Source organism: Bacillus sp. FSL R5-0416 (assembly GCF_037975425.1).
Lineage (GTDB): Bacteria > Bacillota > Bacilli > Bacillales > Bacillaceae > Bacillus > Bacillus subtilis.
On record NZ_CP150252.1, the window covers coordinates 2,761,421 to 2,780,917 of the forward strand.

The 19,497-nt window shown below is 44.5% G+C and carries 16 protein-coding genes, 1 other RNA gene and 1 other annotated feature; of the genes, 3 read left to right on the forward strand and 14 right to left on the reverse strand.

What is annotated here, in order from left to right; all coding sequences use genetic code 11:
* Positions 1-2 precede the first annotated feature (2 nt).
* The gene (locus NYE20_RS14755) at positions 3-1,268 is read left to right on the forward strand and encodes a replication-associated recombination protein A (protein ID WP_161621709.1); all 1,266 of its coding nucleotides are present in this window, start codon (positions 3-5) and stop codon (positions 1,266-1,268) included.
* Between the two features lie 39 nt (positions 1,269-1,307).
* Here the strand turns inward: NYE20_RS14755 and NYE20_RS14760 are convergent, their stop codons facing one another.
* From NYE20_RS14760 to NYE20_RS14780, 5 genes are all read right to left on the reverse strand, one after another.
* Entirely contained in the window at positions 1,308-2,072 is a 765-nt protein-coding gene (locus tag NYE20_RS14760) for a tRNA threonylcarbamoyladenosine dehydratase (RefSeq protein WP_014480428.1), read from the reverse strand.
* An 81-nt stretch (positions 2,073-2,153) separates the two neighbouring features.
* A non-coding RNA gene (ssrS, locus tag NYE20_RS14765) (6S RNA) lies at positions 2,154-2,346 on the reverse strand.
* Between the two features lie 60 nt (positions 2,347-2,406).
* Positions 2,407-4,185 carry an aspartate--tRNA ligase gene (aspS, locus tag NYE20_RS14770; protein WP_015714438.1) on the reverse strand — a complete coding sequence of 593 codons (1,779 nt, stop codon included), beginning with the start codon at positions 4,183-4,185 and terminating at the stop codon, positions 2,407-2,409.
* Between the two features lie 13 nt (positions 4,186-4,198).
* On the reverse strand, positions 4,199-5,473 hold the full coding sequence (hisS, locus tag NYE20_RS14775) for a histidine--tRNA ligase (RefSeq protein ID WP_014480430.1): 1,275 nt from the start codon (positions 5,471-5,473) through the stop codon (positions 4,199-4,201).
* A gap of 89 nt (positions 5,474-5,562) precedes the next feature.
* Positions 5,563-5,795 (reverse strand) — a binding site (T-box leader).
* A 59-nt stretch (positions 5,796-5,854) separates the two neighbouring features.
* On the reverse strand, positions 5,855-6,025 hold the full coding sequence (locus tag NYE20_RS14780; protein WP_004399157.1) for a YrzK family protein: 171 nt from the start codon (positions 6,023-6,025) through the stop codon (positions 5,855-5,857).
* 132 nt (positions 6,026-6,157) lie between these two features.
* Between NYE20_RS14780 and NYE20_RS14785 the strand changes: the two genes are divergently transcribed.
* A complete protein-coding gene (locus NYE20_RS14785; protein ID WP_124072895.1) occupies positions 6,158-7,714 on the forward strand; it encodes an SH3 domain-containing protein in 1,557 nt (518 codons plus the stop codon).
* Positions 7,715-7,740: 26 nt separating this feature from the next.
* Here the strand turns inward: NYE20_RS14785 and dtd are convergent, their stop codons facing one another.
* From dtd to comN, 8 genes are all read right to left on the reverse strand, one after another.
* Entirely contained in the window at positions 7,741-8,181 is a 441-nt protein-coding gene (gene dtd, locus NYE20_RS14790) for a D-aminoacyl-tRNA deacylase (protein WP_004398689.1), read from the reverse strand.
* A 12-nt stretch (positions 8,182-8,193) separates the two neighbouring features.
* Entirely contained in the window at positions 8,194-10,398 is a 2,205-nt protein-coding gene (relA, locus tag NYE20_RS14795) for a GTP diphosphokinase (RefSeq protein ID WP_003229747.1), read from the reverse strand.
* A 167-nt stretch (positions 10,399-10,565) separates the two neighbouring features.
* Entirely contained in the window at positions 10,566-11,078 is a 513-nt protein-coding gene (locus NYE20_RS14800; RefSeq protein ID WP_003229745.1) for an adenine phosphoribosyltransferase, read from the reverse strand.
* A 5-nt stretch (positions 11,079-11,083) separates the two neighbouring features.
* Positions 11,084-13,444: a single-stranded-DNA-specific exonuclease RecJ gene (gene recJ, locus NYE20_RS14805; protein WP_161621710.1), complete on the reverse strand. Its 2,361-nt coding sequence runs from the start codon at positions 13,442-13,444 to the stop codon at positions 11,084-11,086.
* 66 nt (positions 13,445-13,510) lie between these two features.
* Positions 13,511-13,834 carry a lipopolysaccharide assembly LapA domain-containing protein gene (locus tag NYE20_RS14810; protein WP_003229740.1) on the reverse strand — a complete coding sequence of 108 codons (324 nt, stop codon included), beginning with the start codon at positions 13,832-13,834 and terminating at the stop codon, positions 13,511-13,513.
* Between the two features lie 75 nt (positions 13,835-13,909).
* The gene (locus NYE20_RS14815) at positions 13,910-14,407 is read right to left on the reverse strand and encodes a cation:proton antiporter regulatory subunit (protein ID WP_015714441.1); all 498 of its coding nucleotides are present in this window, start codon (positions 14,405-14,407) and stop codon (positions 13,910-13,912) included.
* A 157-nt stretch (positions 14,408-14,564) separates the two neighbouring features.
* Positions 14,565-16,778, reverse strand: coding sequence for a protein translocase subunit SecDF (secDF, locus tag NYE20_RS14820; RefSeq protein WP_015251564.1), 2,214 nt, complete (start codon positions 16,776-16,778; stop codon positions 14,565-14,567).
* Positions 16,779-16,816: 38 nt separating this feature from the next.
* The gene (gene comN, locus NYE20_RS14825) at positions 16,817-17,113 is read right to left on the reverse strand and encodes a post-transcriptional regulator ComN (protein ID WP_003229735.1); all 297 of its coding nucleotides are present in this window, start codon (positions 17,111-17,113) and stop codon (positions 16,817-16,819) included.
* A 114-nt stretch (positions 17,114-17,227) separates the two neighbouring features.
* Between comN and spoVB the strand changes: the two genes are divergently transcribed.
* A complete protein-coding gene (spoVB, locus tag NYE20_RS14830) occupies positions 17,228-18,784 on the forward strand; it encodes a stage V sporulation protein B (protein WP_101502140.1) in 1,557 nt (518 codons plus the stop codon).
* Positions 18,785-18,787: 3 nt separating this feature from the next.
* On the opposite strand, the gene NYE20_RS14835 is transcribed toward spoVB, so the two are convergent.
* Complete coding sequence (locus tag NYE20_RS14835; protein ID WP_021480225.1) at positions 18,788-19,444, reverse strand: DUF421 domain-containing protein; 657 nt, start codon at positions 19,442-19,444, stop codon at positions 18,788-18,790.
* Positions 19,445-19,497: the final 53 nt, after the last annotated feature.

The following is a 19,497-nucleotide window of genomic DNA, read 5'->3' on the forward strand; positions in this document are numbered from 1 at the left end:
AGATGAAGCCATTGGCATATCGGATGCGTCCGACAAAAATAGAGGATATTATCGGCCAGCAGCATCTGGTGGCTGAAGATAAAATTATTGGCAGAATGGTCCAGGCAAAACATTTGTCATCCATGATTTTGTACGGGCCGCCCGGAATTGGAAAAACATCAATCGCAACAGCAATCGCCGGTTCAACAAGTATTGCTTTTCGAAAGCTGAATGCTGTCATTAACAATAAAAAAGATATGGAAATCGTAGCTCAGGAAGCCAAGATGTCCGGCCAAGTGATTTTGATTCTGGATGAAGTCCACAGGCTGGATAAAGGAAAACAGGATTTTCTATTACCCTATTTAGAAAACGGGATGATCATTTTGATCGGAGCAACGACGGCTAACCCGTATCATGCCATTAATCCGGCGATCAGAAGCCGGACCCAGATTTTTGAGCTTGAACCGTTAACACCTGATCTGATTAAACAGGCACTGGAACGCGCGCTCCATGATGAGCATCGGGGCCTTGGCACCTATTCTGTATCCATTGATGATCAGGCGATGGAGCATTTTGCCCACGGATGCGGAGGAGATGTCCGCTCCGCTTTAAATGCGCTTGAGCTTGCCGTGTTGTCAACGAAGGAGTCAGCAGACGGTGAAATTCACATTACATTAGAAACCGCGGAAGAATGCTTGCAGAAAAAAAGCTTTTCTCACGATAAAGATGGTGACGCGCATTATGATGTACTGTCCGCTTTTCAAAAATCGATCCGCGGCTCTGATGCCAACGCTGCTCTTCACTATTTGGCTAGATTAATTGAAGCCGGTGATCTGGAGAGCATCGCAAGACGATTGCTTGTTATTGCCTATGAAGATATCGGTTTAGCAAGCCCGCAAGCCGGCCCTAGAGTGCTGAACGCTATTCAGACCGCTGAGCGAGTCGGGTTTCCTGAAGCGCGAATCCCGCTGGCCAACGCAGTTATTGAGCTTTGCCTCTCACCGAAATCAAACTCTGCCATTCTGGCAATCGATGAGGCCCTGGCAGATATCAGAGCCAGAAAAATTGGGGATGTCCCGAAGCATTTAAAAGACGCGCATTATAAAGGAGCTCAGGAATTAGGAAGAGGAATCGACTATAAATACCCGCACAATTACGACAGCGGTTGGGTCGAACAACAATACCTCCCTGATCCTCTTAAAAATAAGCAATACTATAAGCCGAAACAGACAGGAAAATTCGAATCCGCCTTAAAGCAGGTGTACGATAATTTAATGAAAAGAAAATAAAACAAAAACAGCCTTGATCATTAAGGCTGTTTTTATGCATTATTTATCCTTCACACGTTTGATTTCAATGTCTTTCAAAAGATCCATGACAACATGTCCGCCCATAATCAAACCTGCAACTGACGGCACAAAAGCATTAGAGGAAGGCGGCATTTTTGCTTTACGGATTTTCGCTTCGTCATTTCCCACTTCTTTTCTGACATCTTCCCGAATGACAATCGGGCTTTCATCAGAGAAAATCACTTGAACGCCTTTTTTGATCCCCTCTTTGCGTAATTTCGTACGAACGACCTTCGCAATTGGATCAGTGTGCGTTTTTGAGATATCAGCGATTTGGAAGCGTGTCGGATCCGTTTTATTTGCAGCACCCATGCTGGAGATGAGCGGAATATCCCGTTTTAGACATTCTTTCATTAAATGAATTTTATAACAAATGGTGTCTGACGCATCAATGACATAGTCAAGATCATAGTCAAAAAACTGCTCATACGTTTCCTCCGTATAGAACATTTTTAACGAGATTACTTCACACTCCGGGTTAATGTCTGCGATCCGCGCCTTCATTAAATCAACTTTCGGCTGTCCGACAGTTGAAAGCAGCGCGTGAAGCTGACGGTTTACATTTGTAATGTCGACATCATCTTTGTCGACAAGCAGAATGCGGCCGACGCCTGACCGCGCGAGAGCTTCCGCCGCGAACGACCCAACTCCCCCGACTCCAAGCACAGCAACTGTGCTGTTTTTCAGCGTTTCAAGGCCTTCTTTTCCGATAGCTAATTCATTGCGTGAAAACTGGTGTAACAAGAACCTCACTCCACATTCGTATTCTGGTTTCATCTATAAAATGGCTGATCCATGAGCAGCCGTTTTTCTGCGCACAAAAAATAAAGTCCCAATAGTGCCGTTGCAGCTTTCCTTTGTTTTGAACCCGCTCTCAGCAGGTGGGTGCCCTCTTTTAAATCTTGTAAGTCCTCTTTACCGAATGAAAAGAGGCATGTACGCCATTTAAAAATGCGGGCTCCCAAATCAAAAAAATGTTCGGTCAAAACTAGGTGTACAACTAACACATCAGGACTTTATTTAACTTGTCAAAATCATATCACAGACGATTTTGATTTTCAAGAATCGAACTGCACATTCAGTTCTTAACTTTTTTCTTGATAGAAAGATGAAGCTCGTCAAGCTGAGCGTCACTTACTTCTCCAGGCGCCTCTGTCATCAGGCAGCTTGCACTTGCCGTTTTCGGGAATGCAATCGTATCTCTCAGGTTCGTACGTCCTGCGAGAAGCATAACGAGACGGTCTAAGCCAAGTGCGATTCCGCCGTGCGGAGGAGCGCCGTATTCAAATGCTTCCAGCAGGAATCCGAACTGTTCAGCCGCTTCTTCTGGTGAGAAGCCGAGAAGCGCAAACATTTTTTCCTGAATATCCTTTTCGAAAATACGGATTGAACCGCCGCCAAGCTCATAGCCGTTTAAGACGAGGTCATAGGCTTGTGCTTTCATGTCTTCAGGCGCTGTTTCAATCAGCTCAAGGTCTTCTCGGACAGGCATTGTGAACGGATGGTGCGCTGCGTAAAAACGGCCTTCTTCCGGATCATGCTCTAATAGCGGCCAGTCAATGACCCATAAGAAATTGAACAGGTTTTCGTCAATCAGCCCGCGCTCTTTCCCAAGCTTTAAACGCAGCGCGCCGAGTGATGCGGCCACAACTTCAAATTGATCCGCTCCGAACAGCAACAAATCACCTTCAGCAGCATCAAGTGCTTCAATCAGCTTAGACTGCTTTTCTTCATCAAAGAATTTAGCGATCGGTCCTTTCACTCCGTCTGCTTCAACTTTCACCCAGGCAAGTCCTTTCGCCCCATAGTTTGCAGCAAAAGCGCCAAGAGCATCGATGTCTTTTCTGGAGTAATCGCCGGCACCGCCTTTTACGTTGATGGCTTTGACCACACCGCCGTTTGCTACAGCTGATGAGAATACTTTAAATTCCGTATCCTTCACAATGTCAGACACATCTGTCAAAAGCATGTCAAAACGCGTATCAGGTTTATCAGAACCGTACTTGTTCATTGCTTCGTCATACGTCATTCGAGGAAGAGGAAGCTTAATTTCCACGCCTTTTGTTTCACGCATAATCTTTGCCATCATATCCTCAGCCAATGACATAATGTCTTCCTGGCTCATAAAGGACATTTCAATATCAATTTGCGTGAACTCAGGCTGGCGGTCCGCACGCAAGTCTTCATCACGGAAACAGCGGGCAATCTGATAATACCGTTCAATGCCTGATACCATCAGAAGCTGTTTAAATAGCTGCGGAGACTGCGGCAGCGCGTAGAACTCACCTTCGTGCACACGGCTCGGCACCAAGTAGTCACGTGCGCCTTCAGGCGTGCTTTTTGTTAAAATCGGCGTTTCAATATCAAGAAACCCGTTTTCATCTAAAAAGCTGCGGACAGCTTTCGTCACATTATGACGCATCTGCATCGTTTGAAACATAGCCGGTCTGCGCAAATCTAAGTAACGGTGTTTTAAACGAACGTCCTCTGACACTTCTTCTGCTTGATCAGAAATCGCAAATGGAGGCGTCTTTGCAGCACTTAGTACTGTCACTCCGTCAGCGTGAATTTCGATCGCACCTGTCTTCAAATTCGGATTGACTGTTCCTTCTTCCCGCGCCACTACTTTTCCTTGAACATCAAGCACGTATTCATTTCTGATGCCTTCCGCAACAGCAAGCGCTTCTTTTGACACATCGGGGTTGAAAACGACTTGAACAATTCCCGTACGGTCACGCAAGTCAATAAAAATCAATCCGCCGAGGTCTCGTCTTTTTTGGACCCAGCCTTTCAGCGTTACAGATTCGCCAATTGCTTTTTCAGTTATATCACCGCAATAATATGTTCTTCCAAACAATGCGTTTCACTCCTTATCCCTTTTGGTTTGCCTTCATCACATGTATAAATTCATCAAGTGCCACTTCAATCTGTTCGCCCGTCTGTGCATCCTTTACATTGATTTTGTTTTGGGCAAGCTCATCTTCACCCAAAATCGCAATAAATCTGGCATTTAAGCGATCAGCTGTTTTAAACTGGCCTTTCATTTTCTTATTTTCATAATCGATTTCACTGGAAATGCCTGCTTCTCTCAGTTTGTACACCAATGAAACAGAATAATCCTTTGCTTTTTCGCCGAGTGTGACGATATAGCAGTCGATTCCCTTATCAACAGGCAGCTCTCTTTTTTCAGCATCAATTGCGGCAAGCAAGCGTTCGATGCTCATCGCAAATCCGATGCCCGGTGCTTCAGGTCCGCCGATCTGTTCGACAAGCCCGTCGTAGCGTCCGCCGCCGGCAAGTGTCGTAATCGCGCCAAAGCCTTCCGCATTGCTCATAATTTCAAATGCGGTGTGGTTGTAATAATCCAGCCCTCTCACAAGGTTCGGATCGATTTCATACGAAATGCCAAGATCATTTAAGTATTGTTTCACTTTGTCAAAATAAGCGGCTGATTCTTCATTTAAATATGTCAAAATCGAAGGTGCCGATTTCATCAGCTCATGATCCCGGTCTTTTTTGCAGTCCAAGATTCTAAGCGGGTTCGTGTGCAGCCGGGACTGGCAGTCTGAACAAAATTCTTCGATGCGAGGCTCGAAGTGTTTCACAAGCGCTTCTCTGTAGCTTTTGCGGCTATCTTGATCGCCGAGACTGTTTATGACAAGCTTAACGTTTTCTAAACCTGCTTTTTCATAAATACTCATCGCAAGCGCCATTACTTCAGCGTCGATTGCAGGGTCTTTCGAACCAATCGCTTCAATTCCAAACTGATAAAACTGGCGGTAACGGCCCGTCTGAGGACGTTCATAACGGAACATCGGCCCGACATAATAAAGCTTTGTCGGCTGTACAGGATTTGCGAACAGCTTGTTTTCATTAAAAGCGCGAACCGCAGCAGCTGTTCCCTCCGGACGAAGCGTCAGGCTTCTGCCTTTGCGGTCCTCGAAGGTATACATTTCTTTTTGTACGATATCCGTTGATTCCCCGACGCCTCTGGCAAACAGTTCTGTATGCTCAAAAATCGGTGTGCGGATTTCTTTATATTGATAAGTGCGGCAAGTGTCTCTCATAATTTGTTCAACATACTGCCAGCGATCTGATTCTCCAGGCAGAATATCCTGTGTTCCTCTCGGAATGTTATATCCCATAGGTAGACCTCCTTATGTATTCCTTATAAAATATCCAATGATCGTTAATGATGAAAATGAAAAAAACTCTCGCCCCTACTATACATGATAGTAGGGACGAGAGTTATACCCGTGGTGCCACCCTAGTTGGAATACGTTCATATTCCCGCTCGATCCTTTAACGCAGGTTCACGTTCACTGCCTAATGGCGTTATTCACGCGTTCAGCAGGAAACCTCCGGAGTGTTGTTTCGAGAAAGACGCAATGGGATCCGCTTTCAGCCTGGGGCGGGTTCCTCTCTAATCATGCAATCTGACCTACTCTTCTCCATTATTGGTTCAAATCTTTCATCATTTGCTATGTACTCAATTTCTATTATAATAATGGGATTGGGGTTCTCTGTCAAGCTTTATTCCGGTTGTTTTTCCTCAGCGCTGCTTCTTTGGACATAAGACCAAATTCAGATGCTGTTTCCGTAAGATAACCAGTCGTATCGGGATCTGCGTGATCGCTGTAATGCAGATTCGCTTCACCGTCGTGAAATGCACGTCCCATTTTTGGATGATATTTCATGATTTGCACACCTTTTTGATTGTATTTACGCTTAGTATAAACAAATCATTTTATTTTTATTTAAAAATCAGAAAGGACTTTACGATATTAAACAAGAATGCTTTTTTAATGATCATCAGAAAGGAGGACACAATGAACAAGAAATACTTTGTCCTTATTGTATGTATTATTTTCACCGCAGCGCTATTCCCGACCTCTTCATTCGTTACAGCTGCTCAAGGAGAAGCGGTCATCGCAACAGATGAAATGAACGTCAGAAGCGGCCCTGGGCTTAGCTACGGCATTACAGCGGAAGTAAAAAAGGGAGAACGCTATCCAATTTTAAAGGAAGATGGAGACTGGGTGCAGATACAGCTTGGTTCCGGAGAAAAGGGCTGGGTAGTCTCCTGGCTTATTACAAAGGAAGACCAGGCCAGCACAAGCTCCTCAGGAAGCAGTGACACTGTGACATCAACAGACCCCGATCTGCGGATGAGAAGCGGCCCGGGCACTTCCTACGAAGTCATCGGCAAATTCCCGCAAGGCAGCCAAGCATCTGTCATTGATAAAGATTCGGGCTGGATCAAGATATCCTATCACAGTGCCACCGGGTGGGTATCATCTGAATATGTCACATCAGGAGGCAGCAGTTCAGCGTCTGATGAGAGTGACCAAACCGAGGATTCCGGTGCGTCAACGACGGGCACAGTCGGTGTTTCTTCGCTAAATGTAAGAGCCTCCGCCTCACATGACGCGGCAATTATAACAAAACTTGATCGCGGAACGAAACTGACGGTTCTCAACGAGAAAAATGGCTGGGCTCACATTGAGGTGAACGGGCTAAAAGGCTGGGTTGCAAGCCATTACCTTTTGACTAGTTCTGTTCCAGCTGATGATTCAGCAAATGCCGGCAGTTCATCCTCCGCTAAAAAAGCCTATATCATGTACGGAGGAACGAATCTAAGAAGTGATGCGTCAACATCAGCTTCGATCGTTGAGCGCGCTGCCAAAGGAGATTCATACACCATTACCGGTTCAAAGGGAAGCTGGTATGAAATAAAGCTTGATAACGGGCAAACTGCTTATGTAGCCAATTGGGTGGTCCAAACGTCTAAAAGCGCAGAAGAAGCAGGTGAACCGCCAGTCTCTGATTCCCCGTCTGGAAACGGCTCTCTAAACAATAAAACGATTATTGTTGACCCGGGACATGGAGGAAAAGACAGCGGAACGATCGGGTATTCGGGGAAATTCGAGAAAAACCTGACGATCAAAACGGCAAAACTGCTCGCCAGCAAACTTAGATCGGCTGGCGCGGATGTATATGTGACACGCCAGGATGATACCTTTGTCAGCCTGCAGTCACGGGTCTCTACGTCTCACTACCGCAACGCTGACGCCTTTATCAGCATTCATTATGACAGCTATGCGGATACCTCTACAAGAGGCAGTACAGCATATTACTACAGTCCTGCCAAAGATCAGGAACTCGCATCAGATGTCCACTCAGAAGTGGTGAAGCGTTCTTCCATTCCAGACCGCGGCGTATTATTCGGAGATTATTATGTGCTCCGGGAAAACAGACAGCCCGCTATGCTGTACGAGCTGGGATATGTAAGCCATCCGCAGGAAGAAGCCATTGTACATAGCAATTCATACCAAGAAAAAGTAACAGATGGGATCGAAAGCGGATTAGAGAAATACTTCCAATAAAAAAAGCTGCCTTTTGGCAGCTTTTTTTATTTTGAATCCATAATGAGCGTAACCGGTCCGGAGTTTGTAAGCTGAACATCCATCATTGCTCCAAACGTTCCGGTCTCCACTTTGATTCCTTTTTCACGAAGCAGGTCATTCCATTTTTCATAAAGACCTAAAGCTTTATCAGGTTTGGCCGCGTTCATGTAGTTCGGCCGGCGCCCTTTTTTCGTATCTCCATAAAGCGTAAACTGTGAGACGGATAAAATCTCTCCTCCTATATCTACAAGAGACAGATTCATTTTTCCTTCACTGTCATCGAAAATACGGAGATTGACAACTTTATCGGCTAAATAAGCTGCATCATCTTCTGTATCATCATGAGTGATGCCGACCAGCACCATGAGGCCTTGTCCAATTTGGCCGACGACCTCTTCGTCCACTGTAACGCTTGCTTCTGTTACTCGCTGAACAACTAATCTCATTTTCTAACCCCTTTAGTTCATGACGCGGCGCACAGAGTAGATATCTCTAATCTGTTTAATACGCTCGACGACTTTGTGCAAGTGATTGATATTCTGAATAAAAATCGCCATATGAATGGTTGCCACTTTATTGCGATCCGATTTGCCAGAGACAGATGAAATATTTGTTTTCGTTTCATTCACTGCCTGCAGCACCTCGTTCAGCAATCCGCGGCGGTCATACCCAAGAATCTCTATCTCAACATTGTATTCCTTGCGCTTTTGAACCTGTGACTCATGCTCCCACTCTACCGGGATCAGCCGCTCTTGGGCTTCATTCGTTTTGACATTCGGACAGTCTTCGCGATGGACCGAAACCCCTCTGCCTTTTGTGATAAAGCCGACAATATCATCACCTGGCACAGGATTGCAGCATTTTGATAAACGGACAAGGAGGTTGTCGATGCCCTTGACACGAACGCCAGCTTCCCGTTTTCTTCCTTGCGGGTACGGCTTAGGTTCCCCAGTAACTTCCTGAACGATCTTTTCCTGTTCTTCCTGATCGCGCTGCTTTCTCTCTTTTTCTGTTAGGCGGTTCGCCACCTGCAGAGCCGTAATGCCGTTGTAACCGACCGCCGCGTACATATCCTCTTCATTTGAGAAATTAAATTTGTCAGCAACCTTTTGAATATTCTCCGGCGTTAAAACATCCTTCAATTCAAAATCCAGGTTTTTAATTTCTTTTTCGACCAACTCACGGCCTTTTTCGACATTTTCTTCACGCCGCTGTTTCTTAAAGAATTGACGGATTTTATGCTTCGCTTGGGATGTTTGGGCAAGCTTCACCCAATCCTGGCTCGGACCGTAGGAATGCTTAGAGGTGAGAATTTCAACGATATCACCTGTCCGAAGCTTATGGTCAAGCGTAACCATTTTTCCGTTTACTTTGGCACCGATTGTTTTATTGCCGATTTCAGAGTGAATCCGGTAAGAAAAATCAATCGGAACAGAACCGGACGGAAGCTCGATTACATCTCCTTTTGGCGTAAAGACATACACCATATCAGAGAACAAATCAATTTTGAGCGATTCCATAAATTCTTCTGCATCTGTCGATTCATTTTGAAATTCTAAAATTTCACGGAACCAAGAAAGCTTTTTCTCAAAGGTTGCACCTTCATTGGCTGCTTTTCCTTCTTTATAAGCCCAGTGAGCCGCAACCCCGTATTCCGCTATTTCATGCATTTCAAAGGTGCGGATCTGCACTTCAAGCGGATCGCCTTTAGGCCCAATAACCGTTGTATGAAGCGATTGATACATATTCGGCTTCGGCATTGCGATATAATCTTTGAATCTGCCGGGCATCGGTTTCCAGCATGTGTGAATGATGCCAAGCACCGCGTAGCAGTCCTTTATGCTGTTCACAAGAATACGGACAGCCAGCAAATCGTAAATTTCATTGAATTGCTTATTTTGCAGCACCATTTTTCGATAAATGCTGTAAATATGTTTCGGGCGTCCCGAGAAGTCAGCCTTGATATTTACTTCTTCGACACGTTTCTTCACTTCATTGACAACCTCATCAACATAAAGCTCACGTTCTGCACGTTTCTTCTTCATGAGGTTGACAATTCTGTAATATTGTTGAGGGTTCAAATAACGGAGCGCCGTATCTTCCAATTCCCACTTAATTTTTGAAATCCCGAGACGATGCGCCAAAGGAGCAAAAATTTCCAGCGTTTCATTGGAGATTCTCCGCTGTTTTTCCTGAGGCAGATGTTTCAGTGTCCGCATATTGTGAAGACGATCCGCCAGCTTGATCAATATGACCCTGATATCTTGAGCCATAGCGACAAACATTTTGCGATGATTTTCCGCCTGCTGTTCCTCTTGAGATTTATATTTAATTTTGCCGAGTTTCGTTACGCCGTCTACAAGCATTGCCACTTCTTCGGAAAATGCTTCTTTCAGGTCATCGAGCGTCACATCTGTATCTTCCACGACATCGTGCAAAAATCCGCCCGCGATTGTGGAAGGGTCCATTTCAAGATCGACGAGAATCCCCGCAACCTGAATCGGATGAATAATATATGGCTCGCCCGATTTGCGGTATTGCTCGCGATGAGCATCTTCAGCGTACAGATATGCTTTTTCGACAAATGCGATATGCTCATCAGATAGATAGCTGCGCGCTTTATCTATAACTTGCTCGGCAGTCAATACTTGTTCGTTCGCCATGGAATCACCTTTTTTAAAATGTAAACTGTATTGTAGTTTATTATCAAGAAAAAAACGAAAGATGTAAAGAGCAGAAGTTCAAATAGCCAAATATTATATAAAATAAATGCAAAACAATAGGAAAAAAGCACCCTGACATGGAGTGCTTTTTCGTTATGCGGTTATCCTTAGTATTTCATCAATGTTAAGATGTCGTAATCTTCGAGCTTATTTCTGCCGTCAAGGTAAGAAAGCTCGATTAAGAAAGCGATACCAGCAACAACGCCGCCAAGTTCTTCAACAAGTTTGATTGTCGCTTCAATTGTGCCGCCTGTCGCAAGCAGGTCATCCGTAATAAGCACACGCTGACCAGGCTTAATCGCATCTTTGTGGATCGTTAATACGTCTTTTCCGTATTCCAAGCCATAATCCACTTTGATTACTTCACGAGGCAACTTGCCTTCTTTGCGGACCGGCGCAAAACCTACGCCAAGCGCGTAAGCAACGGGACAGCCGATAATAAAGCCGCGCGCTTCAGGGCCAACGACCAAATCAATTTGCTTTTCTTTCGCATATTCAACAATTTGATCTGTGGCATAGCGGTATACATCGCCTTTATCCATCAGTGTCGTAATATCTTTAAATTGCACGCCCTCTTTCGGGTAATCCGGTACAATTGTTACGTATTGTTTTAAATCCATCTGTTTTATGTCCTCCTCGTACTTTCATAAGCCTCTGAATCTTGTTTCATCAGCTTATTCAGCCATTCCTTCAGCTCTTCAGCAGAAGAATAATTCAGCTTTTGATCCAGTTCCATCAGCTGCTGTTTCGCCTGATATGTTTGTGAGTCTGTTAAGTCGCGTTTCTTTGCTCCGCTCACAACAGACAGCACACCATTCTCTATTTTAACAAAACCGAGATCAAAAAACACCTTTGTCATGAAATTGATTGTTTCAACGGACCAGCCTTTATGTTTTGCAAGCTCTGAACCGTGTTTTTTCACGTCAAAAGCGCCTCTTTTCAGCAAGAACGCATAATACCATTTAAAGTGGTCTCTTGCGGGAAAAGTTGATAAAAAGTGGTCCTCATGATTGAGAAAAATAAAATATATCCGCTCAGGCGCCTTGCCTTCCAGCAAACGGGCGAGCATGTCCAGCGAAGGCGGCGGATCCAGTAATACAATATATGCACCATCGAGGTCAAACGCCTTTGCTTGATCTTTAGAACTGATGACGTGCACTTCTCGGCGAAGGTCTTCAGTTTGAAGTAATGTTGTTGAGTCTTCTTTGAAAGAGACAATGGCCCGTTTAGCAGATGGAAGGGCGGAAACTGTGTCTTCCCACGTCCGTTTTCCCCTTAAATCAAACAGCTGCCATTCAGAAACAGCGGCATCCTTTATCATAAGCTGCGGCTTTTTTCGATTGTTCCATTCGTTGATTGACATCTCACCGACAATGGAAATTCTTGAACCCGGTACGATGCCTTCTTGAAGCTCGCCTTTATTAAAACCGACGCAATCAAGCTGGGACGACTCGTTTCTGATCGTCATTTTGACATGAGTTTTATTTGCCCCTATCTTGCGGACATCTTCCAGTACTGCGTTTTCTACGAGAACGTGCGGTTTCGGGTTAAGCATGCCAAAAGGAGACAGCATGTTCATTTCTGCGATGCTTTCAACTGTAATGTCCTCGACGCCGCAGACAAGGTCGACTTCCTGTACGGGAATAAAATCCTCTTCCGTAAGCGTATTGTCCGCTATTTCATTCAGCCTGCTTCGCAAATCCGGCACATCTTCGGCTTTCAGCGTCATCCCCGCAGCCATTGGATGGCCGCCGAAATGAGGAAGAATATCTCTGCATTCAGAAAGGCTCTCAAATAAATTAAATCCTCTGATGCTTCGGGCCGAACCTTTAGCGATTCCCTTTTCTTCATCAATACCAAGAACAATGGCCGGTCGGTAGAAACGGTCCACAAGCTTTGAAGCCACAATCCCGACGACTCCCGGGTTCCATCCGGCTTTGGCCACGACAATTGCAGTTTGATCGAGCCCTTGCTGTTCAACCATTTCAATCGCTTCATTCGTCATTTTGCTGACCATTTTTTGGCGCTCTTTGTTCAGCTGGTCAATTTCTGCGGCAAGCTCTTCCGCTTCAAACGAATCCTCTGACATAAGCAAATGAACAGCGGGATCCGCCTGTTCGATTCTTCCAACGGCATTCAGCCTTGGTGCGAGCTGAAATCCGACTGTTTCTTCGTTCGCTTCTCCGATGTCTCCGCCTGACAGCTTAATCAGCTCTTTTAAGCCGAGCCGATTTGTCCGTCGAAGCCTTTCAAGTCCTAGTGTTGCAATTAATCTGTTTTCGTCATGCAGCGGGACTAGATCGGCAATGGTGCCGATAGCCGCCAGGTCAAGCAGTTCATCAGGAAGTTCACCCAATAGAGCGTGGGCAAGCTTAAACGCGACTCCAACCCCGGCAAGCTCCTTAAACGGGTAAGTGCATCCAGGTTGCTTCGGGTGGACGATCGCATGGACATCCGGAAGCTCCGGTCCCGGTTCATGATGATCAGTAATGATGACATCCAGTCCGAGTTCCTTTGCCACCTTCGCTTCATGCACAGCGGCAATTCCTGTATCAACCGTAATGATCAAAGAGAAGCCCCGTTCTTTAATCGAACGAAACGCCTGTTCATTAGGTCCATATCCTTCTTTAAAACGGTCAGGTATATAAAAATCAACTTGAGCCGACAGTTTTTGCAGCGTGTGAAGCATTACTGACGTACTTGTAACCCCATCGGCGTCATAATCGCCATATATCATAATCTTTTCTTGTTGTGAAATCGCCTGTTTTATTCGTTCTGCCGCTTCTTTCATGCCTTTCATTTCAAAAGGATCATAAAAATCGGCATCCTTTGTATGTAAAAACAGCCTAGCGCTTTCTGCCGTATCAAAGCCTCTTTTTACAAGCAGGGACGCAACAAGAGGTGTTATATGCAATTGTTCTGTGAGTGATTTGACCTTATCCTGATCTGGTCGCTGGATTTCCCATCGCATTTTTGACGCTAACATAAATTCACCCCTCAACCACCCTATTATACTAGAGCAGGCTGAGGGGTTTCAAATAATATTCGAAAACTAGTCTTTTTTCTCAATCATGGCTGATGCATCCTGTGTGTCAGTCTGATCAGCAAGATGAGTATCCTCTTGTTTATGTATTGCTGTTCTATTTTCTTTCCGCAAGGTTTTTATTTCCCGCTTCAATTTCATTACCTGAAAAATGCCGACAGAAAATACGATCAGCGCTCCCATTAAAACTGAGCCCAAAATAACAAGAATGAGCGGCCATTCTGATCTTCCAAACAGGTAATCAACTTCTACGGATCGAACATTAATGACTGCGAAAATAGCGACAATTAAGGTGAAAATAAGTGCGAAAATAATGGTCCATTGTTTATTCATTCTCTTTTCCCCCAAACTTCTTATTGAGGTAACTTTCCCCATCAAGACTGGTTTTAAACATGGCTTAACACTAGGTTAAGCTCCCTTTGCTGTTAATTTTTCCCAGATCAGCCTCTTCAGTCCGGTTCCCTCACCGGAAATCACAAGTGTATCGCCTTCGTCAATGACTGTTTCAGAGCTCGGATTCAGTTGTTTATCCTGATTCTTTTTTACAATTGCAATGACCGTTACATGATATTCCTGACCCACATTCAAATCACCAATCGTCTGATGAATGGCAGGCGCTCCCGCCTCTGCTTTACACCACTCTATAATCAAATCATCAAGGGCTGACTCGACCTGTTCTAACGCTTTCGGTTTATATGCCATTCCGCCAAGAATTGCAGACATTTGCCTTGCTTCAGCGTCATCAAACTGCACGGAGGCAACACATTCCTCATGGTCGTTTTCGTCAAAATAGTAAAGCTCTCTTCGTCCGTCATGATGAATGATAATTGAAATTTTATCACGGTTTCTAGTAATCATTTCAACTTTTTGTCCTATGCCCGGCAGCTCTGATTCGCGAACCCTCATATATAAACCCTCCTACATATCTGAAAACCAGTCATAAACACTTTTAACACCATATATACGTTTAAATGTAAGCGTATGTCATTATAGCAAATGTCTATTTTAAGTTCAATGAAACTTCAAAAAACAGGCTGCCCTGCAGAGGACAGCCTGATATTTTTTATTGCGCCGAATCTTTTTTCAGTTCTCTTCCTTTCCATGCAAGCCAAATTTGTGCGGCAATGTATAGAGAAGAATAAACGCCTGTTAACAGCCCGACCAATAAAGCAATTGAGAAGTTAGTAATAGAAGATGCTCCAAAGATCAGCAATGTCACAACAACAATCACAACAGTTAATACAGTGTTAATTGAACGTGTAAAGGTTTGCTGCAGGCTCAGGTTTACAATATGGTTCAGATCGGCAAATGTTTTCGGCTTGCGCTTTTTCATATGCTCGCGGACCCTGTCAAATGTAACGATTGTATCGTTAATGGAATACCCGATTATTGTCAAGATGGCCGCGATGAACGTAACATCTACCTCAAGCCTTGTAATACTGAAGAACGTGACGATAAAGAATGCGTCATATAGCAATGAGGCGATGGCAGCAATCGCCATTTTGTATTCGAATCGGATTGAAACGTAAATAATGATGCCAATAGAAGCTATAGCAACTGCGTACAGCGCATTTCTTGCCAGCTCCTTACCGACTGTCGGTGAAACTGTGCTGACATTTGGCTCTGATCCGTATTTGTCTTTAAAATACGTTTTTACTTTTGCTATGGTTTCTTTATCTGGCACCCCGACAAAACGGGCAACACCGATATTGCTCTTTTCGCCTGACAGAACTACAGTATCAGGGTCCATACCCAGAGATTCAAAATCCTTCTCAACTTGCTCTGTTGTCAGCTTATGGTCGCTTTGCACTTCAATCCGTGCACCGCTAGCAAAGTCAATGCCAAGATTCAGCCTGAACACAAGCAGGATAATAATCCCGGCAACCGTGACTGCACTGGAGAAAATAAAGAAGTATTTGCGTTTGCTCGTGAAATCCCATTTTTGGAATGGCGTATGCGGCTCTGTATTTTCATCCGTATCCTGAATATCCATGATATGTTTCTTATTGACACCAAACCAGCCTTTTTTCCGATCAAGCCATCTGCTTTCCACAAGGAGAGCGAGGAGAAATCTCGATAAGAAAACGGCAGTGATAAAGCTTGTCAAAATCGATAGGATCAGCATTGTCGCAAACCCTTTAACAGAGCTTGTCCCAAAGATAAAGAGCACAACCGCTGCAATAATGGTTGTAATATTCGCATCAAAAATCGTCGCAAATGACCGTCTGTTTCCTGAACGGAAGGCAGAGCGGACTGACTTTCCTAGCTTGAGCTCTTCTTTAATCCGCTCATAGGTAATAATGTTGGCGTCAACAGCCATCCCGACACCTAAAATGAGAGCGGCAATTCCCGGAAGCGTGAGTACGGCATTCATCCAGTCAAAGATCTGGAGTGTAATGTAGATATAAACAGATAGCGTAATCACCGCGATTAATCCCGGCAGACGGTAATAGAAAAGCATAAATAAGAAAATAATTGCGATACCGACAATACCGGCAAACACCGTATCATGGAGAGCCTGCTGGCCGAATTGTGCGCCTACTGATGTCGAATACTTTTCAGTCAGTTTCACAGGAAGTGCGCCTGCGTTTAAAATGCTGGCTAAATCTTTTGCTTCTTGAGCTGTGAAATGACCTTCAATTTTTACATCAGTTGTATTTAGCTCCTGACTTACATTTGGAGCGGATACAAATTTAGGATGCTCTTTTTGAACTTCTTTCTTAAAGGAATCACCTTTATCATAATCCAGCCAAATGACAAGCTGGTTGTTTGGCGCCATTTTCATGACCTTCTTGGTCACTTCACCAAATTTATCAGCGTCTTTCAGCTTAATCGTGACAATTGGCTCATTTGTTGTGCTGTCATAAGTTTGTTTAGCGCCGTTTTCGACTAGATCAGCACCGTTTAACAGTTCCTTATCATTTGCATCTCTGAAAGAAAGCTGCGCTTCAGTCGCCAAAATTTCACGCGCTCTGTTTTGGTTTGTCACACCAGCGAGCTGAACGCGAATCCGGTTATTCCCTTCAATTTGGATGTTCGGTTCGCTGACACCGAGAACATTGGCCCGGCGGTTCAATGCCTCTACTGTGCTGACCAGAACGTCTTTTGTGATTTTGTCACCTTTTTTTACAGGCTGTACATCATACAGCACCTCAAATCCGCCTTGCAAATCCAATCCTAACGTAATATTGTTAGCGGCAGGCTTCGTAAAGTAGCCCAAGCCCGTGCCGATCAATAGAACGAAAAGGAAAAACGCAATCAAGCGTCCTTTTTTCATTATGTATATCCTCCCTTAAACCTGTGCGAATCAACCTGCTATCTCAGCAGTTCTTCCAATGCTTCCTGGCCCTCTTCACTGCCCAGCCAATTAGACGTTTTAAATGACTCAACGGTTGCATAGTTCATAAATTCGCCAATTTTCACTGATAAAATATCACTCGCCAGTTCATAAATGTTCAGTTCCGTTTTCTTTTTCCACTTCTTATCTGTTAAGTATGACCACAAACTTTCGAGTTCAACATCATCATACCCGAGAATCTTAAACTCTTCCAGTTTGCTGTAAAGAAACGGCCTGACGTGGTCTTTATATAGATCGGCTGGATGCTTCTCCACGAATCCACGCTCCTTTTTTATTGTTTTTCAAGAAGACTTGTCATGCTTGGACGATATATACGCATATCTTTATTGTATATGATTCCAGGTAGTTTGAGAAGGCAGGGGGTAAAAATGGCGAAACAGACGTTTTTAAAGGGCACTCTTATCCTTATCGCAGCAGGAATGGTTACAAGAATGCTCGGGTTTGTCAACCGGGTGGTTATCGCCCGTTTTATCGGTGAAGAAGGAGTCGGGCTTTACATGATGGCGGCGCCTACCTTCTTCTTGGCCACTACATTAACTCAATTCGGTCTGCCGGTCGCGATCAGCAAGCTAGTCGCTGAAGCCAGTGCGCGCGGAGATCATCAAAAAACGAAAAATATTTTAGTCATGTCTCTGACCATCACGGGAGTGCTCAGCCTCATCTTTACACCGCTGTTTCTGTTTTTCGCCCCGGTTATGGCTGAAACGATGCTGACAGATAAGCGAACACTGTATCCGCTCCTGGCCATTACGCCGGTAGTGCCGATTATTGCTATATCGAGTGTGCTGAGGGGATACTTTCAAGGAAAACAGAATATGAACCCGCTTGCTATGTCACAAGTCCTTGAACAGGTCGTCCGCATTTCACTCGTGGCTGTCTGCACAACGATTTTTCTCCCTTACGGAATTGAATATGCTGCAGCGGGGGCAATGCTATCCTCAGTGGCAGGGGAGCTGGCATCACTTCTTTATTTATTCGTTTGCTTTAAGTATAAAAAGACAATTAAAATCAGAAAGCATTTTTTCCAGTCAATTAAAAACGGAAAACAAACCTTTACCCAATTAATGAGCGTGTCCCTTCCAACAACCGGGAGCCGCTTTATCGGAAACCTCTCTTGGTTTTTCGAGCCAATCGTCGTCGCTCAAAGCCTTGCCATCGCCGGTGTGGCAACAGTTGCCGCAACAAAGCAATACGGGGAACTGACCGGCTTTGCCATGACGCTGCTGACTCTGCCCAGCTTTATTACATATTCTTTGTCGACCGCGCTTGTTCCTGCGATCAGTGAAGGAATGGAGCAGAAAAAATTGCAGGTGGTGGAATACCGCTTGGAACAGGCGATGCGTCTCTGTCTGCTCAGCGGAGGCATTTCAGTTGTTATTTTATTTGTATTTGCAGATGAGCTGATGAGAGTGATGTACGGTTCCTCAGGCGCAGCTGTATTTATAAAAGTAATGGCCCCATTTTTTCTGCTTTATTATTTCCAAGGCCCGCTTCAAGCTGTGCTGCAGGCGCTTAATTTGGCTGGAGCTGCGATGATGAACAGCTTAATCGGAGCGCTTGTCAAAACAGGCCTTATTTTTGTCCTTGCCACAAGGCCTTCTCTTGGCATTATGGGCGCGGCATTAGCCATTGTGACAGGCATGGTGCTCGTCACGCTATTGCACGCAGCAACCGTAAGCAAAGTGTTGCCGATCAGCATCAAAATCAAGGAGTATGCGCTCAGCTTCGCTGTTATTGTAATTTGTGGATTTATCAGCTCCACCATCAAACAATATATAAGCTTTGGAGCATCTGAGGCTGTCAATCTAGCCGGATGGATTGCGGTGAGCGCCGCCATTTATATAATCCTCCTGCTCGTTTTCCGTTTAATTAAAAAAGATGAGCTTCGCCGCATTCCCATTATCGGACGTCTAATCGTCCGATAACGGTTACGGGCGGTGCCCATCTTTTTCATCAATAAATAATTCTCCGTCTGTAAACGAGCAAAAAGAAATATCTGAAGGGTTTGTGTATCCGTGTTTTTGCAAACTTTCGAGCAGCCATTTTTTATCTTTACTGATTCTGGACAGGTTTTCTGTTTGAATGAAGCCGTCTATAATGAGCGGCATTTCGAGCTGTCGATGCTCTCCGCTGTTTTCTTTCTTAACAATAGTCAGTTTGCCCGACGGCTCTAAAATAGCAAATGATACGTCAGCTACTCTGTCGATGCTATTTTCTCTGAGCTGAACCATTAAATCATCAAAATTATAACGCTGTGATTTCATGGCGTCTTCGTCAATTTTTCCATATTTGATAATTATGGTCGGCTTACCGTCAAGAAGCTGGCGGACTTTTCGGTTTTTTAAAGAAAAGTATGCCAAAGTCACTTGAATGATCATTAATACAAGCATTGGCAAAATGGTATGAAATAGATGATCGTCTACGTTTTCTATGGCTAAAACGGCAATTTCAGCCATCATGATAAAGACAACGAGATCTAATATACTAAGCTCTCCGATCTCCCGCTTGCCCATGAGACGAAAAATGACCAATATCACAAAATACAATACGACTGTGCGAAACGCAATAGTGAGAAGCTCTTCCATCATGCACCTCCAACTCATTATAGGTTGCAACAAAATGATCAATTTATGTAAGA